We start from the raw sequence: 24,791 nt of genomic DNA, 5'->3' as shown, positions 1-24,791 counted from the left end.
CCTAGTCTGCCGCCTAGCCGCGGCTGATGTCGCGAGCAGTGGCCAGCGCCGCCAGCTTTTGCGGGTTGCGCATCACGTAGAAGTTCGTGATCTTGTCGCCGGCAATTTCCAGCGTGATCACGCCCTCGAGCTGTTCGCCGAGGTAGAGCAGTACGGCCGGGGCGCTGTTGCAGGTCACCATGTCCACGCGCGCCCCGGGCATGCCGGCGGCCTTGCGTATCAGCCCGGCGATCGCCCGAGCCACCCGGTCGGCGCCGACCACCGGCCTGCGGGCGGCGCTGACGATGCCGCCGCTGTCGGCCGTCCAGGTGGCGTCCGGGGCGAGCATCGCCATCAGCGCCTCGACGTCGCCGCTGGCCGCGGTGGCCAGGAACTGGGCGGTGATTTCGGCGTTGCGTTCCGGGTCGGCGGCGTCGAAACGCTTGCGTCGCGCCCGCACGTGTTCGCGCGCGCGGTGCGCGACCTGACGCACGGTGGGCGCCGGCTTGCCGACTGCCTCGGCGATCTCGCCGTAGTCGAAGCCGAACACCTCGCGCAGCACGAACACCGCCCGCTCGTCGGGGCTGAGTGTTTCCAGCAACACCAGCATCGCCATCGAAACCGATTCCGCCAGAACGACATCGGCCGAGGGATCCTGCTCATCGAGGAGCAGCGGCTCGGGCAGCCAGGGCCCCACGTACTCCTCGCGGCGGCGCGCGTCGGCCCGCAGCGCGTTGAGCGCCTGCCGGGTGACCAGCTGGGCGAGGTAGGACTTGGTGTCGCGCACGGCCGACAGGTCCACATTGGCCCACCGCAGATAGCTGTCCTGCAGCACGTCGTCCGCTTCGGTCGCCGAGCCGAGGATCTCGTAGGCGATCGTGAACAGCAACGGTCGCAGCAGCGTGAATCGCTCGGCGTGCTCGGACGGTTGGGTCACGGCAGCGCTACCTGCTCGTCGGCCGGGGACTGCGCGAGCCGCCTGCCGCCCTTGAACCAGAAGTACGAGCCGGGCTTGGCGGCCTCGCGCCGGATGGCCCACAGCGTGCCCTTGCAGACCGTCTCCTTCACCGACGCCGCGAACCGGCCGCCGACGTAGACCTCCACCGGGGTGTCGTCCTTGCGGGCGAGTTGGATGGTGCCGTGCGAGCGGCCCAGGCTGATGCACTGCCCCGTGAACGCCTGGTCCAGCAGCGCCGGGGCCTCTCCCGCGATGCGGCTGAGCACCGTGTTGGCCGCCTGGATGCCGAGCGGGCCGGCGGCTTGGCAGCTCATCCGCAGCGGCTGGCCCGACGGCGCGGCCGCGTCACCCGCGGCGACGATGCGCTGGTCGTCGATGCTGGTCAGCGTCTCGTCGGTGAGCAGCCGGCCCAGCGCGTCGGTGCTGAGCCCGCTGCGCGCGGCCAGGTCCGGCACGGCGAAACCCGCCGTCCACACCGTCGCCGCGCTGGGCAGCACCGCCCCGTCGGCGAGAACCACGGCGTCCCAGCGCACCTCGGTTGCGCAGGCGGATTCGAGCACATTGACACCGAGGGTGCGCAGCTGTTTGGCGACGGACCTCCGGCCGCGGTTGCTGAGTGAGGGGCCGAGGATGCCGCCGCAGACCAGGGTCACCGGGCGCCCCGCTTCGGCCAGCTCGGACGCGGTTTCGATGCCGGTCAGCCCGCCGCCCACCACGGTGACGGGCGAAGCCAGCGGCAGGTCGGCGAGGGCGTAGCGCAGCCGCTGCGCGCTTTCCAGGTCGGCGACCGAATGCGCGAACTCGGCCGCGCCGGGCACGGTCGCCGGCATCGCGCCGGTGCTGCCGACGGCGTAGATCAGGTAGTCGTAGTCGAGCTCGGCGCCCGAGGCCAACACCAGGCGGCGGTCGGCGGCCTCGATGCGCTCGACGGCGTCGATCACCAGCCCGACTCCCTCGCCCAGTAGCGTGTCGTAGTCGGCGACCGCCGCGCTGGTGTCGGCCACCAGCTGGTGCAGCCGGATCCGCTCGACGAACACCGGGCGCGCGTTGACCAGGGTGATGTCGACGTCGGCGCGCTGGCGCAGGTGGTTGGCGGCCAGCGTTCCGGCGTATCCGCCGCCGACGACGACGACGTGGGTTTTTGGGGCGGGCGGCTGTGTCATTTCTGTCTCCTACTCTCACGGGACTCGTGCCCTTGAGACACCGCGGGCAGGCCGGCCGTGACAGTCCGGGGCACGGCTGTGAGCCGTTTCACACGCCCTTCGAGACGAAGACGAAGTTGTTGACGTAGACGCCGTGCGCCGCCCAGCCGTCCTCGCGGCCGCCGATGTTGGCCGGGTCCTGGTGCCGGGCCGCGTCGAACTCCTCGATCGGCCGCCGGCCGTCGCCGGTGTCGAAGTAGCCCTCGTACCCGAGGCCCGTCAGCAGCTCGGTGATCGCGGCGACGGCGCCCGGGTGGTGGCGTTCCTCGGCCTCCACCAGGACCGCCGGCCGGTTGCGCGTCAGCGTGTCGGTCGCGCCACGCAGCACGGCCAGTTCGTGGCCCTCGACGTCGATCTTCACCAGGCCGACGTCGCCCAGGCTCAGGTCGTCGAGCCGCTTGACCGGCACCTCGATGCTTTGGACCGCGCCGCCGTCCGCGTCGCCCAGGGCGTTGTCGCCGTCGATCGTGCTGCGGCCCGGGTCGGACGCCACCACCCGCATGGTCGTCACGCCGGGCTTGTCGGAGAGCGCGACGGCCTCCACCCGGACCGGCGCGCCGACCGCGTCGAACATCGACGCCAGGTCGCGCGCCTGGGCCGGCCGGGGTTCGAACGCGACCACCGATCGCGACGCCGCGAGCATCGCGATTGTGAACTCACCGACGTCGGCCCCGATGTCCAGCGAGACGCGGTTGGGATCGCACAGCGACGCGACCAGTTGCACGTCCGGGCGGGCCTCGCCGAGGCGTTGCAGGATGCCGTACTTGCGGCGCCAGAACAGGCGGGGCGCCAACGTCTTTGCCGCCGGCGCGAGCCAACGTTTCGCCGAGCGTGCGACAGGCATCTGCGGTGGTCTCCCGTCCTCTTGGGGGGCTTTGGGGGCCGCGCTTGACCCGGGCTGAGCCGGGTCGCACATGATACGCTTCGCATCTATTCGTGACCTGCCCCGGGCCGAACGCAGCCACCGCGAAAGTATGGGGCTCCCCAGTGCGCACCGGCGTGCATCGGGCGAGGCAAACTGGAAGACGAACATCCCCTGATTGGGCCCCCGAACCGGCCAAGCCCAGCTGGGACACGCCCATCGGAGGAGTCCTTGCCGCGCAGCCTGGATCTCGTCGTCACCTCCGTGGCCACCCAGCTGATGGAGGCGACGGGAGCCACCGCGACGAAGGTCAGCGAGCGGGTGCTCGCGCAGCTCGTCGAGCAGTTCGACCTCGACGCGTGCTTCCTGCGCCACCACGACCACGACATCCGCGCCTCGGTCCTGGTGGCCGAATGGCCGCCGCGCACCGACGTTCCGGACCCGGATCCGATGGCCGTCGTCCACTTCACCAGCGCCGACCCGGTGCTCGCCCAGTGCGAGCACGGCCGCAAGCCGGTCGTGATCCGGCCCGAGCAGAACAACGGCGGGTTGCTCCGCCGCCTCGGCGGGGCCAAGCAGCCCACGTCGCCCTCGGTGGCCGCCGCGCCCCTGGTCTCGGGCGAGGCCACCACGGGCGTGCTCGGCTTCGTCAAGAACGGCGCGCGAAAGTGGAAGCAAGAAGAGATCAACACGCTCGAGGCCATCGCCGCGCTGTTCGCCCAGCTGCAGGCGCGGATCGCCGCCGAGGAGAAGCTGCGCTACCTGGCCGAGCACGACGACCTGACCGGCCTGTACAACCGGCGGGCGCTGGTCGCGCACCTGTCCGAGCGGCTCGCGCCGGGCAGCCCCGGGCCGGTCGCGGTCTTGTACCTCGACCTGGACCGGCTCAAGCCGATCAACGACTACCTCGGCCACACCGCGGGTGACTGGTTCATTCGCGTTTTCGCGCAACGCATCCGGGTATGCGCGGGCAACCAGAGCATGATCGCCCGGCTGGGCGGCGACGAATTCGTCGTCATCCCGGACCAGGCGATGTCGACGGGCACGGCGGAGTCGTTCGCCCGCAGGCTGGGGGCGATGCTGCGCGAGCGGCTGGCCATCGGCGGACACATGATCACCCGCACCGTCAGCATCGGGCTGGCGGTGGGAATGCCGGGGCGTGACAACAGCACCGACCTGCTGCGCCGGGCCGACGAGGCCGTGCTGACCGCCAAGCGCGGGGGCGGCAACCAGGTGGCGCTGTCCACCGACGACATGTCGCTGAAGAGCGCCTTCCGCAACGACATTGAGCTGCATCTGCAGGGCGACATCGACAGCGAGGCGCTGCTGCTGCACTACCTGCCCGAGGTCGACCTGTGGACCGGCGCCATCGTGGCCGCGGAGGCACTGGTCCGCTGGCGGCACCCGATCTGGGGCCTGCTGTTGCCGGACTCGTTCATCGGGGTGGCCGAGTCGACCAACCTGGCCGGGGAGCTCGGCCGCTGGGTGATGCGAGCCGCCTGCGCCGAATTCAGCCGGTGGCGCGCCAACGGCGTTGGGCAGAGCGCGGTCCTGCGCATCAACGTGTCGCCCATCCAACTGATCACGCGGGGTTTCGTACGCAGCGTCGCCGACACCATCGACGAGTTCGGCATCGACGCCGGATCGGTCTGCCTGGAGATCACCGAGCGGGCCGTGGTGCACGACATCGAAACCACCCGCAAGACCCTGCACGAGCTCAAGGAGGTCGGGGTCCAGATCGCCATCGACGACTTCGGCACCGGCTACGCGGTTCTGTCGCACTTGAAGTCCCTCCCGGTCGACATGCTCAAGATCGACACCGGGTTCGTCCGCGACCTCGGCACCAACGCCGGCGACCTGGCCATCGTCCGGGCGATCATCGGGCTGGCCGAGGCGTTCGGCCTGCAACTGGTCGCCGAGGGAGTCGAAACACCGGCCGCCGCACTGACTTTGATGCAGCACGGCTGCCACCGGGCCCAGGGCTTCCTGCTGTCCCGACCCGTGCCGGGCAACGCGATGGAAGCGTTGCTGTCCGCGCGCTGGATGCCGATGCCGTTCCTCGCCGACCGCGAGGCGCTGTCGTTGGGCGCGATCTGACCCAGATGTTTCGATCATTCAAAAAGGGGGCCGCCGCCGTTATTGCGTGCACGGCGCTGTTGCTGAACGGATGCGGCGGTCACCCCAATCCCGGGCCGCTGTCCGCGATGGTCTTCCCGGCCATCCCGCCGACGGTCCAGGAGATCGCCAACCCGCTGCGCGGCCAGTACGAGGACTTGTTGATTCCGCTCTTCCCGCAAGGCAATCCGGCACAGCAGCGATACCCGGCGTGGCCCGCCTCCTACGATGCCAGCCTGCGCATCGCGTGGCGGCAGCTGCAGCCCGTCGACCCGCGCACCCTGCCGCCCGACGCCCCCGACGATCGCAAGTTCGACTTCAGCGTGATCGATGACGCCCTGACGAAGCTGGCCAACCGCAACATGCGGCTGACGCTTCGCGTGTACGCCTACAACTCCTGTTGCAACGACTCGTATCCCGACAACACCAACCTCGCGATTCCCGACTGGATGCGGTCGTCGGCCACCAACTATCCCGCGCCGCCGAACAGCCCCACGCCCGGGGTGACGCAGGTGGTGCCGAACTGGAACGATCCCGCCTACCTCAACGCGTTCGGACAGCTGCTCGCCGCGCTGGGCCGCCGCTACGACAACGACGAGCGGCTCAGCGTCTTCGAGTTCTCCGGGTACGGGGACTTCAGCGAGAACCACATCGCCTATCTGCGTGACGTGTTGGGCGCGCCGGGTCCGGCGCCCGACGAAAGCGTGGGAATGCTGGGGTATTACAGCCAGTTCCGGGATCAAAGCATCACCAAGGCATCGATCCAGCAGCTGGTGACGGCAAACGTCAACGCGTTCCCCCACACGCAATTGGTGGTCACCCCGCAGAATCCAGAGATCGTGCGCGAGCTACTGGCCGACGACGTCACCAAGAAGCTGTCGGCGCCGGTGGGCATCCGGGCGGACTGCCTCGGCGTCTATGCACCGATCCAGACCTGGGCCGAGTCCAACGAGTCGTACTACGTGAAGACGAACGATCCGGTTGTCAACGCGCTGAAGCAACGGCTGACCTCGGCGCCCGTCATCACCGAGTGGTGCCAGTTGCCCAACGGAACCGACCCGAAGTCCTACTACGAGAAGGCCCTGCACGACGTCGTCAGGTATCACGTGTCGATGACGTCGAGCGTCAACTTCGCGGACCGCGACGCCAGGTCGGCGATGGACCCCAATCTGTTCCTGCTGTGGGCCCAGGCGAATATCTCTGCGGGCTACCGGTATTCGGTCGAGGCCCGGCCGGGCTCGCAGTCGATACAGGGCAAGACGGCGAGCATATCCGTCGCTTGGACCAACTACGGCTCCGCGGCGGCGACTGAGCAGTGGACGCCCGGCTACAAGCTGGTGGATTTCTCGGGGGCGGTGGTTCGCAGCCTGCCGGCGACGGTCAACCTCAAGGCGCTGGTCAGCGACGACACCAGCACGTCACGCGAGGAGGCGGTCCCGGCGACGACTACGGAGTCGGTGCGGGTCGACCTGAACGGCTTGGCGCCGGGCCACTACACGCTGCGCGCGTGGGTGGACTGGCAGCAGCACAAGCCGAATGCATCGCACGTGGTGAACTACGCGCCGATGTCGTTGGCCCGCGACGGCCGCGACGGCTCGGGGCTGTATCCGATTGCCACGCTGGACATTCCGCGCGATTCGACCACGTCAACGAACGGTCAGTGAACCGTCGCGTCGCCGTTCCTGATGGCGACCAGGGACTTGACCAACCCGGCAAACCGCTCGTACCAAATATCCGATGACGGAAAATATCGACGCATCTGCGAGATGCCGATCAACTCGATTTCGTCGACCTGGTCTTGCGCCGCTTCGCGACTGTGGGTCCGGATGTGGCCGCGGTTCCAATGCATCGACACTTGCACGCGCGCCTCGTAGGGCAGCCATTGGATGCCGGGGAAAAGCCAGTGCGGTTCGATCGGGAAATAGCGGTATGGCGTCTGCACCCAATGTCGGTCGGCAAGCGAGTGGATGTTGTCAGCAAGGCGTTGGCGTTGCACGTGGCCGCCCACGTGCTCGAGCAGCGAGTTGGAGAACACCAGGTCGAAGCGCTCCTTGACAACCGAGCTCGGAAGCTCGCATGCGTCCCCCTGGACCGCGACAATGTTCGGAGCCGCCGATTCCGCAGGCGCCAAGTTGACCGTGACGACCGACCTGGGCCGAACGGGCGCGAGTCGCCAGGACTCCGGCGTTCCCCCTAGATCCAGCACCCTCATTTCCGACACCGACGGAAAGCAGCTGTTGAAGTGCTGCCATCGTCGTGCGCGGGCGCGCCCGGACAGCGATCGGCCTGAATTGACGTCTGTTGCGGTGTCTCGCAGCCAGTTAGACATTCCTACCCTCATACCTTGACGCGGTCGTGGCGCACGAGGTCGCTCCACAGCAGGGCCAGCGACTCATACCAGGGCGCCAGCCCGAAGTCGAGAACGCGGTTGCGTGCGGCCGTCCCTAGCCGCGTTCGCAAGGCCTCATCGGTGACGAGCGCCGTCAGGGCCTCGGCTATCTGTTCCGACGAGCCGGGCCGCACCACGACACCGGTGACGCCGTCGGTCACGGCTTCCCCGATGCTGCCGACGGACGTGGTTACCGGCGCCAGCCCATAGGCCATGGCCTCCAACAACGCCATCGGCAGACCCTCATCCCGGCTGGGAAGCAGGAAAACATGTGCGGTCGAAAGCAATTCGTCCCGCGCCGCCGGGTCGAGCCATCCCACCACATGAATCGTCTGGCCGACACCCGCAGCCGCCACCGAGGCGCGGACCTCGTCGACCTCACCGTCGCCGGCCAGTGTCACGCGCAGCCTGCCTCGGACCGTTGGGTCGAGCGCGCCTACCGCCGACACGATGTCGTAGCTGCCCTTGCGCGTGCCCATCCGGCCGAGTGCGACGGCGTGCACTTGTTCGACGCCGGATTGGGTCACCGGTGCCTCCGGAACCCGGACGGCGTTGTGCAGCACGCTGATTCGATCATGGGGCAGTCGCATTCGGCTCGCGTACTCGTCGACGTGGCGCTGACCCAAGACCACCCAGCGGTCAGCGGCGAGCATGCGGCGGACCGCCGCGCGCACCGGCGACGATTGCCGGTCGAACCAGCCGCCGAAGTCGTAGCTGTGCCCATGCACCACCGCGGGCACGCCGGCGACCCGTGCCGCGCACAAGGGAACCGCCTTGCGCAGCACGCTGCCGCCGTGTGCCAGGTTCACGTGCAACACATCGGCATGACCGCGGATGAGCAACCAACTGGCCCAAAGCATTCCGCGCACCCCGACCATCAGCTTCACCCACCTCGACCGGTCCACGTAGGTGGGCACCACGGTGACGCGGATCCGCTCGTCTGGATGATCCGCCATTAACGCCGCCACCGTCGCCATGCCGCCGCGGCTGTTCGCGGCGGACGGGGCCGGTCCCACCACGAGCACACGAATCGCGCTCACCGAACGGCCCCGACCGGCATGGGCTCGGTGGCGGGCTCGGCGTCGGTGTCGACGGCCTGATCCGACGTGCTGGAACGCCGCCGCAAGCGGGCGAACGCCAGGGCCGCACCCAGCGCCATGCCCAGCGTCATGGCGTTGGCCGGGTCCTCGGGCAGCGGGTCGATGATCGACATCACCAGGAGGCCGGCCGAAACCGCCGCGCTGGCCTTCGCGGACGCCGAGGCGCTGCGCAGCGCCACAACCAGCGGTGTGAGCGCGAATACGGCAAACGCCGCCATGCCCACGGCCCCCGATTTGGCCAGCCACCACAGGTAGAAGTTGTGCGAATAGGTGGTGCCCAGCGTGTTCGTGAACGCGTCGGGGTCCCTGCCGAACGGCTCTTGATACGCAAAGCCCAGCCCGTGACCGAACACGGGCGCCTGGGCGATCGTGCGGTTGAGGTTGGCATCTTCGGCCAACCTGTCCAGGGTCGAGGAGTCCACGGCGAGCGCGCTGCTCGATACGCCACCCAGCACTCGGTGGCTGAACCCGTTGATTTGGTCGTTCAGCCAGTCGCCGGCCGTCGAGTGCTGCAGCAGAAACAGCGCGCCCGGGACTGCCACCGCCAAGATCCCCGCGCCGGCAATGGTCAGCCGCGCAGCGCGCCGCAGGGACGCCCAACCCAGGCTGGCGAGAAATGCCACGCCGGCGGCCACGCCCACCGCGATCAGGGTGTTGCGGGAGAACGCCAACACCGAGACGATCAACGCGGGCAGACCCAACGCGAGGTACCAAAAGGGCTTTACGCGTCCGACGATCTGGGTGGCCACCAGTGCCGCCAGCACGGCGATCGCCGGGGTCAGGGTGGCGGTGATGACGCGGCTGGCGGCGTCGCCCGTATCCGACTGCAGGCTTTCCAGCCGGCCGGCCAGCCGCAGCGCGCCCGAGGAGCTTGCGACGGCCATGCCCGCCGAAAACCAGAGGGTAAGAACCATCGCGTGGATCGACAGCTTGACGTGGCCGCTGTACACGATCACCAGGGCAAGCATGAACCCGCCGACCATTTCGAGCAGAAAGGTGGCCTCCCGCACGATTATCGCGGGGGGATGTCCCATCGCGAATCCGACCGCGGCGAAGTAAGCCACCGTCAGGACGAACATCCCCGGCAACAGGTACTCGGACAAGCGAAGTCGCACGACCGGGAGGAGGAAGCAGATGGCGATTATCAGCGCCACATGGCAGAGGTAGATCGTCACGGGGCCGACCACCTTGCCGATGTGCAATCCTTCCGGCAGCGCGGCGAACCCCAAGAACAGCGCCACCCCGACCATCATCGCCGGCTTCGTCCAATACACCACGAGGCAGAACGACAGGCCGATCAGGAGCATCCCCTGGGTGGTGTTGCGTGCCGACAGCACGCCAAACGCAAAGCAGCCGAACAGGAATGCCGCGAGGATTGCGCCAGACATCGCCAGGCGGTGCCGGTTCTGCAGATACAGGATCACGTCCGTGAGCCCACTTTTGCCCGGTAGTTGCGTGCCGCGGCCCTGGCGTGGCGCGGTATCCGGGCGTCGGTCAGCACCGTACCGACGATGTCGGCACCCGCTGCGCGTAGCGCGGTTAATGCGTCGTTGAGTTCGTCCTCGGTGGTGCGGCCCGCTCGTACCACCAATACCGTGGCTTGGGCGGCTGCGCCCAGCAGGCCGGAGTCGGCCGCTGCGAGCACCGGTGGACCGTCGATCACGGTGCGGTCGAAGGTGGCCGACACGTCTTGCAGCACTTTGTCGAGCACCTCGGGTAGGTAGGCGCTGCACGGCAACGTGTCCCGGCGGACCGCTCGTGCCGCCAGAATGAACAGTCGCGGAATCGTGGTCGGCTTAACGGTTTCCGTCGCAATATCGGGATCGGCCAACGCGTGGGCCAACCCCTCTCCGGATTCAACCTTCAGCAAGCCGGCGATCACCGGTCGGCGGGTATCGCCCTCGACGAGCAAAGCCTCTTCGCCGGACTCGGCGAATGCCCTCGCCAGGTTCAGCGCCGTCGTCGTGGTTCCCTCGCCGCCGAACGGCGCCGTCAGCAAGACTTTCCGCGCTCCAGGCGCCAACGCGCGCAGCAGGCGCGCGCGCAAACCGCGGACCGCGTCGTCGAAGGAGATGTCTGTGCCGAATCGCGGTGCGGTGCCACGCTTTCCGGGGAGCTCGGCCAACGTCGGCAAATCGGAAAGCCGTTCCAGCTTGGCGCGGTCGCGCACGGTGCGGTCGGCGGCCTCGCGGGTCAGCGCCACACCGGTTCCCAGCAGCAGCCCCGCAATAAGGCCCATCGCCATGTTGCGCACTGGCACCGGTTGGATCGGGCTGTCCGGCACCCCCGGCTGCTCGATGATGGTGGCCCGGGCAATCGGCATGTTCGGTGCCGGCTGGGGCGGTACCGCCTGGGGTTGCGCCGGCTGGGCCGGGGCAACCGGCGGGTCCGCGGGCGGCGTGGCCTCGCCGGTGGGTTGCGTCGCAGGCTGGCCATCGGTGTCCTGCGCCGGGGGAGCCTGCGGCGCGGGTGCCGCAGGCGGCGGCGCCTGAGGCGGTGAGCTGTTCACCAGTGCCACCGGATCCTTCGGATTCGCACCAAGGGTGGCGACCATCCCGGTGAAGGTGTCTGCCATCGCTTTCGCCAGCTTCTCAGCACGATTCGGATCGGTATCCCGTACCGAGATGGTGAACATCGTCGACTTCGGGGTGTATTCGACGTGGGTCTCGCTGGCCAGAACATCCGGGCTGATCGGCAGGCGGAACTGGCTGACTGCGCGCTGCGCCGCGGCGTGCCCGCCGGCCACCGCCGCGTAGGACGACAGGCGTTCCTGGGCGGCCTGCGTTCCGGAATACACCTGGGCGAGGTCGGTTTCACCCGTAAACGAGATGAGGATGGTGGCAGACGACTCGTAAAGCTTCGTCTGGAGCACCGTGATCGCCGCGGCTCCTGCCAGACACGCCAGCAGCGCACCGAGGAACAGCTTCCAGTGGGTCGTCAGCGTTCGGACAAAGGTGCGAAAATCCATGGGTTAAAACCTTTCCCGGCGCCTGCCGGCGCTCTCGAACTCACGCGCGCCGTGCGGCGGATGCGTGACCAAGACCCCAGTGATGATATCCAGCATGCGGTCGGCGACTCGGTCCACGCTGAAGCGCTCCGCGTAGTGGCGCGCCGCCTCGGCGCCGAGGCGGGCCGCCGTGGCCGGGTCCGCGAGCTTGTCGAACGCGGCGGCCAGCCCGTCGACGTCGTCGACGTCGACCGTCGGGCCGCCCGGCGGCTGGTATTCCGGCAGCCCGCCCATGCTGGAGACGATCGGCATCACGCCCAGTTGCATCGAGAGCACCTGCACCCCGCTTTGCGATGCTCGCCGGTAGTGGGCGACTGAACCCTTTGCGGCGGAGAGTGTCTCGACGACCTCGCGATAGCGGTATTTCCCGGACCACCACCGCGTGTGTTGCGGCAGCGCGGCGCTTCGCAGGCCGATCGGCGCGTCGCCGATGAGCACCAGGTCGTCGCCGCGCCAGCCGGGCCCGGTGGTGTGTCGTTGCCAGGCTCGCAGCACGACGTCGATGTTCTTGTACGGGTTGAGCCGGCCCACCATCACGAAATCGCGGCGCGCCTCGGCGCGCACCGGCGGCGGCACGAGGTCGACGTCGAGGTCGCTGGTGAGCGGCAGGATGTGCACGGGTGTTCTGGCGACGTCTCGCCTGGTGCTGATGGCTTCCGCGACGAAGTCGCTATAGGTGACGGTCGCCGCCGAGCGGGCACCCCACCGATCGAACACCGCGCGCTCGTAGGCCGGCCGCGCTTCGGCGGCGTCATGGGGACGGTCGTCGTGGACCAGCTGCACCCGCGGCACGCCGCCGGCCAACGCCATCCAGCGCGGGTCGCGGACCAGCTCGGTGATCGCCACCTGCGGCTTGTAGCCGCGGATGCGGCGCAGGGCCGCCAAGCTCGACGGCCACGTCGCGGCCGTGCGAAACCGCGGGTCGAGCACCAGCTCGTAATCGCGCGCGGCGTCGGACTCGGGGTGCTGGTCGGAGGTCACCAGCAACACGTCGGCTCCCCGCCGCTGCAGCGCCTCGGCCTGAATGCGCGCCAGCGGCCGCATCCATGGCGAAAGCCAAAGCACCCGAATGGGAGTCATAGCAGCGCCCGGTTGCCGTCCGCGCCGGGGTCGATCGACCAGCGTCCGTCCAGTTGCGGATATGCCCGCCGGACCTCGTCGTACAGATCCGGCAGGGTCAGCATCACGCGATCGGGCGCGGCCGCGATGAGCTCCTCCGGTGAGATGATCCCCACGTCAGTCCCAGGGATGCGGCGTCCCTGCTTCGCCGGCGACGCGTCGGCCACGGCCCGCAGCAGCCGGCGATCGACGCCCGCGATGCTGAACAACGAAACGACGCGCGATCCGGCGCCATACCCGTACACCGCGCGCCGCTCGCACGCCTCCGCGACCAGCCAGTCGCGCAGCTGCGCGGCGTGGCGCTCGGCTGCGCATTGCAGACTGCGCACGACGGCCGCGTCGGTGATGCCGATGTTCTGCTCGCGCCGCAGGATTTCCCGGGCGCGTCCGTCGGGTTCGGCGGTTCCGTGCACGGCGGCGACCAGCACGGTCCCGCCGTAGAGGTCGAATTCCCACGCCGAGGCGACGCTCATGCCCGCGGCGGCGAGCAGGCTGGTCAACGCGGTCAGGGAATAGTAGCCGAAGTGCCCGTGGCGCAACGCATTCCACTGCCCGTCGGTCACGATCGTGACCAGCGAATGGAACTGCAGCAGCAGCACGCCGCCCGGCGCGGTGGCCTCCGCGCGGAGTTGGAAGGCCAGCCGCTGGTCCGGCTCGTGCATGATGCCGAAGGAGTCGAGCACGACGTCGGCGCGTTCGGCCTCAGTGAAGCCACGCTCCGCCAGCAGCGGCAACCACGTGCCGCCGTGCGGGCTGCCAAATTCGCGTACGGTGGCGCCCCGCAACCAGCCCGCGTCGGCGACGCGCCGGACCGCCTCGGCCGCCTGGTCGCGCAGGGCCTGCGGCTCGATGCCGCGCGGTTCGGCGGCCGCCGTGTCGTCGTGGGCGAGCTGGGCCAGACCGCAGCGGCTGCACAGATCCATCGCGAGTGGATGCGACGATTCCTCGGGCCGCACGGGCTCCGCGACCGGGGGGAAGTCGTCGCCCGCGGGCACGTTCCCCAGGTCGAGGACCCGTTGCAGATCGGGCCCGCCGCACCCTCGGCAGGTCCTCATCGCCGCACGCTACCAAGTTGAGCGGTGTGCAGGGTCGGAAGCGGAAAGACGAGCTGGCCGCCCCACTCGGCGACATACCGGAGCTGGTCGGTCAGTTCGGCTTCGAGGTTCCACGGCAACACCAGCACCACGTCCGGGCGGTCGTCGGCGATGCGCTCCGGTTCGTAGATCGGGATTCGGGTCCCGGGAGTGAAGCGCCCGTGTTTGTACGGGTTGCGGTCGACGGTGTATTCGAGCAGGTCGGGACGGATCCCGCAATAGTTGAGCAGAGTGTTGCCCTTGCCCGGCGCCCCGTAGCCGACGACCCGCTTGCCGTCGGCGCGGCACTGCAGCAAGAAGCGCAGCAGGTCGTGGCGGATCGCCTCCGCGCGCGGACGCAGTTGCAGGTAGCCGTCGGCGCGATGCAGCCCGGCCGCTTCCTCGGCGCGCATCACCTTCTCCACCCGTTCGGTCGGGCGCGAGGCGATCTCCGCCGAACGGGCCCAGATCCGCATCGACCCGCCGTGGGTGGGCAGCAGCTCGACGTCGACGACGGCGAGCCCGGAGGTGGCCAGCGCGCAGATCGCCGAAAACAGTGTGTAGTACTGGAAGTGCTCGTGGTAGATCGTGTCGAACTGCCCCAGCCGCACCAGGTTCAGCGCGTGGTGTACTTCGATGCTCAGCCAGCCGTCGTCGTCCATCAGCCTGCGCAGCGAGCGGGTGAAGCCGCGCAGATCGGGGATGTGCGCGTAGACGTTGTTCGCGACCACGAGGTTCGCCGGCCCGTGCTCCTCGCGAACCGTCGCGGCCACCTTCTCGTCCAGAAAAGCCGTCAGCGTGGGGATGTTGCGCGCGCGGGCGGCGGCGCCGACGTTCTCGGAGGGCTCGATGCCCAGGCACGGCACTCCCGCCGCGACGACGTGCTGCAGCAGGTAGCCGTCATTGCTGGCAACCTCGACCACGCGCGATTGCGGCCCGAGGCCGAGCCGCTGGACGGCTTCGTCGACGAACAGCTTGGCGTGCTGCACCCAGCTGTCCGAATACGAAGCGAAGTAAGCGTATTCGGTGAAGGTGTCCTCGGGAGTGATCAGCGCCGGGATCTGCAACAGCAGGCAGTCCTCGCACAACCGCAGGTGCAGCGGAAAGGTCATCTCCGGTACGTCGAGCTCCTCGGCGGTGAGGAATTTCTCGCACGGCGGAGTGGCGCCCAGATCCACGACGCTGAGCAGGCGCTCCGAGTCACACAACCGGCAAAGCATATGACTCGCGCTCCTCTGTGTCGCTGGGTGTTTGGGTGTCGAAGGCGAGCTGCTGTGCGCGCCGCCGCGTGCTTTCGTAAATCAGCTTGCCAAGGCCGTTTTGGTATAGCCAGAGGCTGTTCTGCTGACCCGCGAAGGATTCCTCTCCGCCCATCAGGCCCCAGGGCAGGAACCCGCTGCCCAACCCGACCCCGAACACGCCCGGGATCGGCGTGCCGTCCTCGGCGAGCAGCCGCGCGCTCGGCGCAACGGACGGGCCGGTCCGGGCCAGCGGCACCCGGGCGCCGCGCGCGTCGTAAATGGGGGGCGCGGCAAGGCGATAGCCCAGAGCGGGAACAATCAGATCGCAGTCGGTCAGCAGGTCCAGCAGGACCGCACGCGACAGGCTACCGATCGGCATGGCCACCGCGCGGTCGTCCGGCTCCGCACCGGGCTTGCGATGCATGCGACGCCACACTTCGCGCCCGTCTCCCTGCAACCCACCAAGCCGATGCACCCGACCGGTGGCCTGGCAGACATCCGATTCGGAGAATTCGTAGAAGTCGATATGGGCCGCGGCGCGCGACACATACGTGGGCCGGGGTTCGCTCCGATGCAAAATCTGCACGCCCCGGGGGCCGAAGCTGACCCCCGGAATCTGTTCCAGCAGCATCCATGCCGCCGAAAAGGCGCTGTGCGCGCCGCCCAGGACGACGACTCGCGGGTTGCCTGGTATGCGGGCCAGCCGTCGCGCGACCTCTTGTGCGCCACCATTGCTGAGGAGCCGGTGGCTGGACACGATCTTCTCGCGCCAGTGGCCAAGGTCGATTCCGGGTGCGACCTCGATCTCGGACCACGACCCGTTCGGCCGCCCGCCGAGCGCCACTACTGCACTGGCGGCACGGATGACCGCGCGCCGCCCATCGCCGGCGGCAGCGGTGACGGCAACCGAGCCGTCGTCCTGCAGCCGGATCGCCTCGGCACGAGTGCCGGTGAAGGCATGGCTGTTCGGATGTCGGTCAAACTCGGCCAGGATGGCGGCACCGAGGCGTCGCTGGAAGCGATCGACCAATTCCAGCGTCGGGTGCGCGGCCCGAAAGTTTTCCAGTTCTGCCGCAACGGGATCGGCTCGCACGTCGGCCAGCAGCGACTCGCAATCCGGGCCGTCCAGGCACTCCAGGAAAGAGGTGCCCCGAGAGTCGGCATTCAGCGGGTACCGGCCGAGCGTCCCGCCCAACTCCTCGGCCTGCTCCACCAGCGCGACGCCGCCGTCCAGCCAGGCACCCAGCCGACCGTGCCGCGCGGCCCAGACGAGCGCCCCGGTCCCGGCTGGTCCGCCGCCTAGGATCACGGTTTCGTACCCCCGCGTCGGCCCGGTGTCGACCGCCCGCTGGCGGGGCTTGGTCCGGAGTGCCGTTTTCAAGTTCAGTGTCAAAGCGCTCACAGCACGGCCTCGATGGCTTCAAGGTAATCGTCGGTCATCGCCTCCACCGTGTAGTGCATGCGCATGCGCTCGTGGCCGCGCCGTCCCATCGAAGGCAGCTCGCCGGGCTTGGCCAGAATCTCGGCGAGGCAGTCGCGCCACGCCGACACGGTCACGGGCTCGACGACGAATCCCGCCTTGCCGAAGTCCAGCATCTCGGGGACGGCGCAGATCGCCGACGCCGCGACCGGTACCGCCCGGGCCATCGCCTCGAGAATCGCCAGGGGGAACGCCTCGGAGCGGCTGGGGACGCACAACAGATCGGCTTCGGCCAGCGCGGGCCCGGGCCCCGCCGACCAGCCCCGCCAGTGCACCCTGTCGCGCAGCGCGTCCGGGGTTCGCGCCTGCAGCCGTTCCCGATCCGGTCCGTCGCCGAATATGGATAGCTCCCAAGGCATGTCGGTCAGGCCGCCGAGCGCCTCAATCAGCAGCTGCGGGTTCTTGTGCTCGACGATGCGTGAGAGCATCACCAGATGCACCGGCTCACCTGCGGCCCGAATCCGGGGCTCCGGCTCATCCATCAAGGCCACCCCGTTGGGTGCGACGAATCGCCGTCCCCGAAGCCGATGGTGTTCGGTCAACATCTCCCAATGCCGTTGTGCCAGCGTGATAAAGCCATCGGCTCGACTCATTGCCGCCGCCAGCGGCCGAGAGTAGATGGGGCGCTCGGGTTCCGGGGGAACGTGCGGTGCGACCAACCAGCGCCGACCGCCGCCGCGCGCCCGCCATAAGGTCGCAAAACCCGTCTCGGTGTTGGTGTCACCGCTGACCAGCACCGCGGGGCCCGGGGGGAGGTCGACGACCGGTGCCCACCAGGGTTGGCGCACCACACGAACGGTGTGCGGGATTTCCCTGATCAACGGGCCGAACCGCTGCATGCAGACGATGGTCACCGGATAGCCACGGCGGTCTAATTCGGTTGCCAAAAGCGCCTTTTGGCGCTCGGCTCCGCCGTAGACAAGCCGGTTTGTGGTGATCACGATCGCCGGCTTTCCGGTACTCCGTGAAACGGCGGCGGTCAACGCCCGCCGGCGCGCGTCGCGCTTTGAGCGCTGGAGCCGCTCGAGCACGGTGGTGCTTGCCAGGTATAGGTCCGCGCTGTGAACACCGCGTTGATGTTCGAGCAGCAGCGCCGAGTTGGCGCGCGACAAGTCTAGATTGCGGCGGCGTTCGGGAGTTGCGACCTGCGCGCCGTGACTCGAGCCGGGATCGATGGCGTTTTTGGCGGCAGCCGGGTTGCCGTGGTCGACGTCGAGTTCGTTGGCCAGCAACACGCGCCAGCCCGCGGCTGTGGCTCGTGCCTGCCAGTCGGCCTCTTCCCCGTAGAGGAAGAACTCCTCGTCGAAGCCACCGATCTCATTCCAGGCCGCACGGTTGATCGCCAGGCAGGCGCCGGCGACATAGCCGTCGATGCTTTGTGATTCGTCAGGCTGGTGGGCGTACAGGTGGGAAAGCGTTGTGCCGCGCAGCAGATCCGCATAGCCGGCGGTCGCGACCAGCGCCCGACTCAGGGTTCGGCGGCGGGTTGCGATGTCCCACCGCTCCGGGCCGGGGGCGCCGTCGTCGTGGATCATGGGCGACGCCGCGGCCACCTTCGACTGGTGGAGCAACTCCCGGGTGCGGGTGAGCGGGCCGACCAACCGGGCGTCGGCGTTCAGCAGCAACAGATCGGCATCCGGCGGCGTATGCCCGACCAGGGCGTTGAATGCCGCCGCGAAGCCGAGATTGACGGGGCCCAGCACCCAGTGCACCTGCGGGTGCCGGGCGGCCAGCTCCTCGCGACCGGGATAGGTGTCGCCGCTGTTCTCGTAGACGTACACCGGCAGGTCGGGCAGATGTTCGGCGACGCCGGCCAGGCACTGCTCCACCAGGTCGTGGCTCTTGTAGGTCACGATCGCCACCACCATGGGTCGGCCGGACCTGGTGAGCGCGCCGACCGGGCGCTTCAGGTATGCCCGTTCCAATTCCCGGGTCACGCGATCACCGGCCTTTGGCGTAGCGCGGCCAGTGTCGACCAGGTGAAAGGCCCGATCACCGCGCTGGTAGCCAGGTACGTCGCGGCGGCGGCGGCCACGATCAACACGACGTGCTGACCCGAAAGCAGCATCGCTACCAAGACACACGCCGCCGTCGGCACCAGCAGCCGAATCAAGAACGCGACCGGCGTGCGGTAGCCGCACTCGCGGCGCAGCCACCAGGTAGCCATCGCCATGCCGAACAGCTCGGTGCCTATCAACGCGAGACCGGCGCCGACCGCGCCGAACGGCCGGTCCAGCAACAAGTTCAGCGTGATGTTGAACGCGAGCGTCGCGATGGACAGCCGGAATAGGAACTTCTGATGATGGCAGGCGAACAGCCCTTGGCCCAGGGTGCCGGTGACGAAACGCAGTGCCACCGCTACGAATAGCGTCGCCAACGTCGGTGCTCCGCGTTCGACGAACTCCCGGTCACCGAACAATTCCATCAGAGGCCGTGCCAGCAATGCGCCGATGATGGCGAGCGGGACACCCGCGAAATACATCAGTTCAACACAGCGCCGCAGGAAATTGGCGAACGCTCCGACGTCGCGCGAAAACAGTTCGGTTGCGGTAGACAGCGTCGCCTTCAGGAAGAACATCGACACGACGAGGGTGTTGAAGGCGACTGTGTAGGCCAGTCCGTAGACGCCGACCTCGGAATGCGTGCTCACCCTTGACAGGATGACGCCGTCGGTGCGCCAGTACAGAACGCCTACCACGGCCACCCCGATCGGAAATGCGCTCTCTCGCAACAGGTCCGCCACTTCGCGCGGAGCGAAAATCGGTCGCAACGACATGTGTCGGGCGGCGGCGCTGCCCTGAATCAGCAGCTGCAGCGCCGGAGGTATGAGCTGCGCGACCGCGAACCAGATGACGTCGGCCCGGGTGGCTACCAAGTAGCTGACCATCGCAAGCGTACCCACCCGGCCCGCGACATCGGACAACGCCACGGCCGAGAAGCGGACGGTCGATAGAAACACCGGCTCGAACCGCGTTGCCATCGTGAACATCAGCAGCTGGCCCGACAACACCACGAGCATGATCCGCACGTCGTGGTCGTGATAGAGCAGCAGACCGGAACCCGCCGTCAGTATCGCGAGCGGGACGCAGTAGATCAGTGACAGGCCGCTGTTGACGCGGACGAGCCGCTCCAGGTTGCCGGTGCCCGAGGTGACGCGGCGGACAATGACGGTGCCGATGCCGAGATCGGCCAGGCTGCCCCACATTCCGACGAAGGCAACCGCAATCGTGAGCTGGCCGTAGCGGCCGGGACCAAGGTAACGCGCGGTCATCGCCACCGAGACCACCGAGGCCAGCATCCCCAGCGCCCGGCAGACGAGCTGGACGGAGAACGCGTGCGCGATGCGTGACCGCGGCACCGAGGCCGCCGGCACCGCCGGCAACGACGGGGTCGGCTCGATCGTGGTGTCGGGCGACATCAGTACGCGCCGTCGCTACTGAGCACCGCCTTGAGCGTCCTGGCGATGATCACCAGGTCGCCGGCCATCGACCAGTTGTCGACATAGGACAGGTCGAGCCGAACCGAGTCCTCCCAGGACAGATCCGACCGACCACTGACTTGCCACAGCCCGGTGACGCCCGGCTTCACCAGCAGCCGCCGCTTGACTTCGCCGTCGTAGTTCTCGACCTCTCGCCGCAGCGGTGGCCGTGGTCCGACGACGCTCATATCCTGCTTGAGCACGTTGATGAACTGCGGCAACTCGTCGACGCTGAATCGGCGCAGTAGCTTGCCGACCGGCGTCACCCGGGGGTCCTGGCGGATCTTGAAGAGCATCCCGCCGGCGCCCTCGTTGAGCGGCAGGAGCCGTTCGACCTGGGTGTCGGCTCCGTCTATCATCGTCCGGAACTTGAGCATCGTGAAAGGTTTGCCATCCAGGCCGATGCGCTCGGCGCGGTAGAAAACCGGCCCCCGGCTTGTCGCCTTGATGCACACGGCCGCCGCGATGAGAAGCGGTGAGGTTCCGATGATCGCGGCCAGAGCGAAACAGAAGTCGAACGCCCGCTTCTGAAACCGTTGGGTGCCTTCGTATTGCGGCTTCTCGACGTGGAGAAGGGGGAAACCCGCGATCGGTTTCAGGGACAATCGGGCCCCGGCCACGTCCACCACCCCGGGCGACACGACGAGGTCGACATCCATGGTCTCCAGCCGCCACATCAGGTCCCGGATCCCATGCACGCCGAAATGCTCGGTGCGCGTTACCGCCACCGTGTCCGCGCCGCAGCCGGCGATCGCGGATACCGCGGTGGTCTCGTCGCCGAGGATCGCGATCTGCTGGCCCTGGACCGTGAGCGTTTCGCCGCGCGGCGGACCATATCCCGGAATGCAGACGCCGACCACCACGTACCCGTCGTTCGGGTTGCGGATCAGCTCGCGGGCAAGATGCGAGACGCCTAGCCGGTCACCAATCGCCAATACCATCGTCTGGTATTCGCCTTGCGACCGCAGGCGCCACACATGCTTCCGCCACAAATTGCGGCTCCCCAGCAGCGCGACGGTGCCGATGGGAAGTGCGACCGCAAGATATCCGCGGGCCAGCTCGATCTTTGCGAGCAGCGTGACGATGGCGATGAATCCGAAGGTCCAGAAGGAGGCGCTGGCGATGCGCCGGTATTCGTCGATTCCGGCGCCGATGATTCGCGTCGAGCGAGTTTGAAACATGGCCAGGGACGAAAGCCATAACGCGGCAAAGAGGACCGAAAACAGCGTCATTACCTGGCCGGGGTATCCCGACGCGTTCGGTGAGTCCCCGAACCGGACGATTTGAGCGACCGCGACCGCACTCGACACGATGACCGAGTCGGTGATGCGCAGACGCGCCGAGTACTTCTGCCGCCAGCGCGAAGCAACCTTTGCGCCAACCCGTTGCGCGGGCCGCGCCTGCAGCAGCGATGGGCCGCTGTCGGCTCGAAGCGTTGTCGTCATGCTGGCCGTTCCCTCGCTTACGCCGTCACCGATCCGGCTGCGCCGGTCGGTGTTTGGACGGTCTCGCGATGCTCTACGACGTTCCCGTAGCGGTTTCGGGCCAGGCGGTACGACCTCATGACGCCTCGCTCTCGGCGGGCGATGTCTCCTCCATAACGGGCCAGCTGGCGTCCTTCTCCGACATGACGGTGACCGGCAGCGGCCACTTGATGGCGAATTCGGTTTCGTCCCAGCGGAATCCCTCTTCGCTCTCGGGCACGTACGGGCCGCTGACCTGGTAGAGGACCTCGGTGTCGTCGACGAGGGTCTGGAAGCCGTGGGCGACATACGGCGGCAGAAACAGCGCCCTGCGGTTCTCCGCGCTCAGCTCCACCATCACGTGCTTGCCGTAGGTTTGCGATTCGGGTCGGACGTCGACGGCGACGTCGGCAATCGCGCCGCGCACGCAGCGCACCAGTTTTGCCTCGGCGTGCGGCGGCGCCTGCCGGTGCAGGCCGCGCACCGTCCCGCGGGTGTAGTTGAAGCAGAGGCTCGTTTGTGCCACTTCGGAGATCAGGCCGTAGGTCAGGAATTCGTCTGCGCAGAAGGACCGAGAGAAGAAGCCGCGATGGTCGCGATGGGGTTCGATGTCGATGATCGTCACCCCGGCGACACTCGTGGGCGTGTACTTCACTGAGTCTCCTTCCAGAACAGTCGCTGGTCGACCTGCCCGGTCTTGAGCAGGTATTCGATTTGCTTGAGGCGGGTGTGCCCGCGGCCGTGGAATGTCTCGGGATCCATTGCGACGGCCTGGAAGACGCGGTGCAGTTGCGCCGCCCCGGCCGCGACGTCCCACGCGGCGCGGAAGTCGGGGAAGACCTCGCGTATCTTGCCGAACGCCACTCGGTAGCTGCGGTTGTCGGCATTGGGCGGACTGAAGGTGAGTTCGCAGCCCGGGAACTCCGCGCTGACGGTCTGCGCGATTTCACGTACCGTGCGGTTGTTTTCGTCGCTGCCGACGTTGACCACCAGCTTGTGCACGGTCTGCCGGTCGGCGCGTAGCGCGCACCGGATGGCCTGCGCGATGTCGAGGGCGTGTACCAGCGGGCGCCACGGGGTGCCGTCGCTGGTCATCGCGATGCGGTGCTCGGTCCAGGCGTACCCCGCCAGGTTGTTCAGCACGATGTCGAAGCGCATCCTGGGCGAGGCGCCGAATGCCGTGGCGTTACGCAGGAATGCCGGCGAGAAGTCGTCGTCGGCCATCGCGGTGAGGTCGCGTTCGACCAGTGCCTTGCATTTGGCGTAGGGAGTCAGCGGGTTGATGGGGCTGGTCTCGTCGACCGTCCCGTCGGCAATCCCGTACACGCTGCACGACGACATGTACACGAATCGGCCGACGCCGGCGCGCTTGGCGCACTCGGCCAAATGCACACTGCCGCGGTGGTTTATCTCGAATGTCACGTCGCCGATCAGGTCGCCGATCGGGTCGTTGCTCAGTTCCGCCATGTGCACGATCGCGTCGAACCCGCGCAGGTCGGCGACGGTCACGTCGCGAATGTCCTTGATGAGGGTGAGCGGTGCCACCCCGTGGGCGCTCCCGGCGAGCGGTCCGGGGCACAGCCAGCCGGCGCGGTAGTAGCCGGTATCCAAACCGACGACGTCGTGGCCGTCGTCAATAAGCAGCGGCGCGAGGAGGCAACCCAGATAGCCCTCCGTGCCGGTGATCAGCACTCGCATGGTGTCGTCGCTCCTGTCGAAAAATCAGTTGAGTGAATGAGCGGCGAAGGGGCTCATGACCGCCTTCTCGCTCACGAAGGCTTCGGCGTAGCGCGCCCGGCACTGGACGCCCCGGACTCGCATCAGGCCGAGGAACGCCTCGTCGTCGAACCAGTCCCGGCCCGCCTGCGACGGGTAGGACTGCGCGAGCAGCTCCGCCTTCTTGTGGGCCAACTCGCTCGAAACGCCCACATACAGAGTGGGATTCGGCAAGTCAGACTCCCATTTGAGAATCTCGTAGCCCAGCACCAGGTGCCCACGAAACTCGGTCGGGATGAGTTCGGCGACCAAGCGATGATCCTGGTGGTAGTCGTGGCGGTGCGGTCCGATCACCAGGTCGGGCTGGCAGTCGCGCCGGAACTCGGAGAGGTAGCCCTTCACCGCCCCCCAGTTGTCCGGCAGCCGGCCGTCGGGCAGGTCGGCCACCGTCAGCCGGACCTCCGACTGGGGGAACAGCGCCGCGAAGGCGTTCTTTTCCTCGACCTCGCGCTCGGTGCCGGCGCCGGTGAGCACCAGGGCGTGCACGACGACACCCGGATTGTGGTGGGCGATCTGCAACAGCGTTGCGCCGGCACCGATGACGATGTCGTCGCAGTGCGCCCCGATGACGGCGATCGAGTTGATGGCGCCGGTGTTCAGCCGGTTCATGCCGAAAGTCTCGCGTGGCGTCCAATCGACGGTGGTACGGCGGCGGCTTGGTGCGGTTGCTCCCACACCATCCACGGCCGGCTTCCCGCGTTGTAGTCCGCGTCAAGTTCCGCGCGTTCTTTGAACGTGTCGGCCGGCTTCCAGAAGCCCTCGTGTTGGTAGCCGAGGAGCCTGCCGGTTCCGGCGAGCGCCATGCAGGCGTCGCCGACCAGGTCGCCGTTCTCGGGAATGAGGTCGAAGACCTCCGGGGTCAACACGAAGTAGCCCCCGTTGACCCAGATCGGGAACTTGGCGATCGGTGCGATCTCCTTGATGTCGCCATCGGCGCTGACGTCGACGCAGTGGAAGGACGACTGGGGCGGCACGATCAGCATGGAGGCGGCGGCGCCACTCGTCTTCAGCCGGTCGATCATGGTGTCGAGCGGCGCGTCGGTCAGCACGTCGGCGTAGTTGGCCAGGAAGTACTCGTCGTCCCCGATGTACTTGCGCACCCGACGGAGCCGCTCGCCGATCGGCGACTCCAGCCCGGTGTCGACGAACGTGATGCTCCAGTCGGACATGTCGGAATCGAGCAACTCGATCTGGCCGGCGCGCATGACGAAGTCGTTGGACTCCATCTCGCGGTAGTTGAGGAAGAAGTCCTTGACCATCGCCTGGCCGTAGCCCAGGCACAGGATGAACTCCTTATGGCCGTAATGGGCGTAGTAGCGCATCACGTGCCACAGCAGCGGTCGGGGCCCGACCATCTGGAGCGGCTTGGGAACCTGGTCGCCTTCGGCGGTCCGCATCCGCATGCCGTAACCGCCGCAGAAGAGCACGACTTTCATGACACCCATCCTTTCGACGAGGCGAGACCGAATGTCCGCCCAGCGGCCAAAAAAGATACTTCTGGTATTTCCGGACTTTGACCGGCTCCGGCCCCCGCGGGCGGCCTCGCGGC

20 protein-coding genes are annotated in these 24,791 nt (G+C 68.0%); 2 read left to right on the top strand and 18 right to left on the bottom strand.

The genetic code is table 11. The annotated features are described in order from the left end of the window. Positions 1-13: 13 nt before the first annotated feature. The 3 genes from AC5Y5E_RS12955 to AC5Y5E_RS12945 form a co-directional block, all read right to left on the bottom strand. Complete coding sequence (locus AC5Y5E_RS12955; protein WP_499903407.1) at positions 14-916, bottom strand: RNA polymerase sigma-70 factor; 903 nt, start codon at positions 914-916, stop codon at positions 14-16. Then, positions 913-2,100, bottom strand: a complete 1,188-nt coding sequence (locus AC5Y5E_RS12950) for an NAD(P)/FAD-dependent oxidoreductase (RefSeq protein WP_499903406.1) — start codon at positions 2,098-2,100, stop codon at positions 913-915. The genes AC5Y5E_RS12955 and AC5Y5E_RS12950 overlap by 4 nt, the downstream gene beginning before the upstream one ends. 88 nt (positions 2,101-2,188) lie before the next feature. Further along, the gene (locus tag AC5Y5E_RS12945; protein WP_499903405.1) at positions 2,189-2,983 is read right to left on the bottom strand and encodes an FkbM family methyltransferase; all 795 of its coding nucleotides are present in this window, start codon (positions 2,981-2,983) and stop codon (positions 2,189-2,191) included. 249 nt (positions 2,984-3,232) lie between these two features. Between AC5Y5E_RS12945 and AC5Y5E_RS12940 the strand changes: the two genes are divergently transcribed. Continuing rightward, entirely contained in the window at positions 3,233-5,098 is a 1,866-nt protein-coding gene (locus tag AC5Y5E_RS12940) for a putative bifunctional diguanylate cyclase/phosphodiesterase (protein ID WP_499903404.1), read from the top strand. 5 nt (positions 5,099-5,103) lie between these two features. Further along, positions 5,104-6,780 carry a hypothetical protein gene (locus tag AC5Y5E_RS12935; protein ID WP_499903403.1) on the top strand — a complete coding sequence of 559 codons (1,677 nt, stop codon included), beginning with the start codon at positions 5,104-5,106 and terminating at the stop codon, positions 6,778-6,780. On the opposite strand, the gene AC5Y5E_RS12930 is transcribed toward AC5Y5E_RS12935, so the two are convergent. From AC5Y5E_RS12930 to AC5Y5E_RS12860, 15 genes are all read right to left on the bottom strand, one after another. After that, a complete protein-coding gene (locus AC5Y5E_RS12930) occupies positions 6,774-7,445 on the bottom strand; it encodes a class I SAM-dependent methyltransferase (protein WP_499903402.1) in 672 nt (223 codons plus the stop codon). The genes AC5Y5E_RS12935 and AC5Y5E_RS12930 overlap by 7 nt on opposite strands. Positions 7,446-7,453: 8 nt before the next feature. Beyond that, a complete protein-coding gene (locus AC5Y5E_RS12925) occupies positions 7,454-8,545 on the bottom strand; it encodes a glycosyltransferase family 4 protein (RefSeq protein ID WP_499903401.1) in 1,092 nt (363 codons plus the stop codon). Then, the gene (locus AC5Y5E_RS12920; protein ID WP_499903400.1) at positions 8,542-10,029 is read right to left on the bottom strand and encodes an O-antigen ligase family protein; all 1,488 of its coding nucleotides are present in this window, start codon (positions 10,027-10,029) and stop codon (positions 8,542-8,544) included. Before AC5Y5E_RS12920 ends, AC5Y5E_RS12925 begins: the two co-directional genes overlap by 4 nt. Then, a complete protein-coding gene (locus AC5Y5E_RS12915) occupies positions 10,026-11,573 on the bottom strand; it encodes a tyrosine-protein kinase domain-containing protein (RefSeq protein ID WP_499903399.1) in 1,548 nt (515 codons plus the stop codon). Before AC5Y5E_RS12915 ends, AC5Y5E_RS12920 begins: the two co-directional genes overlap by 4 nt. A gap of 3 nt (positions 11,574-11,576) precedes the next feature. Continuing rightward, positions 11,577-12,692: a glycosyltransferase family 4 protein gene (locus tag AC5Y5E_RS12910; protein ID WP_499903398.1), complete on the bottom strand. Its 1,116-nt coding sequence runs from the start codon at positions 12,690-12,692 to the stop codon at positions 11,577-11,579. Next, complete coding sequence (locus AC5Y5E_RS12905) at positions 12,689-13,786, bottom strand: class I SAM-dependent methyltransferase (RefSeq protein WP_499903397.1); 1,098 nt, start codon at positions 13,784-13,786, stop codon at positions 12,689-12,691. The genes AC5Y5E_RS12910 and AC5Y5E_RS12905 overlap by 4 nt, the downstream gene beginning before the upstream one ends. After that, positions 13,783-15,024 (bottom strand): methyltransferase domain-containing protein, encoded by a 1,242-nt coding sequence (locus AC5Y5E_RS12900; protein WP_499903396.1) that lies wholly within the window; start codon positions 15,022-15,024, stop codon positions 13,783-13,785. Before AC5Y5E_RS12900 ends, AC5Y5E_RS12905 begins: the two co-directional genes overlap by 4 nt. Continuing rightward, a complete protein-coding gene (locus tag AC5Y5E_RS12895) occupies positions 15,005-16,447 on the bottom strand; it encodes a hypothetical protein (RefSeq protein ID WP_499903395.1) in 1,443 nt (480 codons plus the stop codon). Before AC5Y5E_RS12895 ends, AC5Y5E_RS12900 begins: the two co-directional genes overlap by 20 nt. Further along, positions 16,444-18,462, bottom strand: coding sequence for a glycosyltransferase (locus AC5Y5E_RS12890; RefSeq protein WP_499903394.1), 2,019 nt, complete (start codon positions 18,460-18,462; stop codon positions 16,444-16,446). The genes AC5Y5E_RS12895 and AC5Y5E_RS12890 overlap by 4 nt, the downstream gene beginning before the upstream one ends. Continuing rightward, complete coding sequence (locus AC5Y5E_RS12885) at positions 18,459-19,943, bottom strand: flippase (protein ID WP_499903393.1); 1,485 nt, start codon at positions 19,941-19,943, stop codon at positions 18,459-18,461. The genes AC5Y5E_RS12890 and AC5Y5E_RS12885 overlap by 4 nt, the downstream gene beginning before the upstream one ends. After that, complete coding sequence (locus tag AC5Y5E_RS12880; RefSeq protein WP_499903392.1) at positions 19,943-21,448, bottom strand: sugar transferase; 1,506 nt, start codon at positions 21,446-21,448, stop codon at positions 19,943-19,945. The genes AC5Y5E_RS12885 and AC5Y5E_RS12880 overlap by 1 nt, the downstream gene beginning before the upstream one ends. 115 nt (positions 21,449-21,563) lie before the next feature. After that, positions 21,564-22,121 (bottom strand): dTDP-4-dehydrorhamnose 3,5-epimerase, encoded by a 558-nt coding sequence (gene rfbC, locus AC5Y5E_RS12875; RefSeq protein ID WP_499903391.1) that lies wholly within the window; start codon positions 22,119-22,121, stop codon positions 21,564-21,566. Further along, the gene (locus tag AC5Y5E_RS12870; RefSeq protein WP_499903390.1) at positions 22,118-23,164 is read right to left on the bottom strand and encodes an NAD-dependent epimerase/dehydratase family protein; all 1,047 of its coding nucleotides are present in this window, start codon (positions 23,162-23,164) and stop codon (positions 22,118-22,120) included. The genes rfbC and AC5Y5E_RS12870 overlap by 4 nt, the downstream gene beginning before the upstream one ends. Positions 23,165-23,188: 24 nt before the next feature. Beyond that, positions 23,189-23,851 (bottom strand): PIG-L deacetylase family protein, encoded by a 663-nt coding sequence (locus tag AC5Y5E_RS12865; protein ID WP_499903389.1) that lies wholly within the window; start codon positions 23,849-23,851, stop codon positions 23,189-23,191. After that, a complete protein-coding gene (locus AC5Y5E_RS12860; protein ID WP_499903388.1) occupies positions 23,848-24,678 on the bottom strand; it encodes a glycosyltransferase family protein in 831 nt (276 codons plus the stop codon). Before AC5Y5E_RS12860 ends, AC5Y5E_RS12865 begins: the two co-directional genes overlap by 4 nt. Between the last annotated feature and the right edge of the window lie 113 nt (positions 24,679-24,791).

Source organism: Mycobacterium sp. NGS54 (assembly GCF_059812465.1).
Note: the sequence above shows the minus strand (reverse complement) of the source record. Positions and strands in the feature narration are given on the sequence as shown.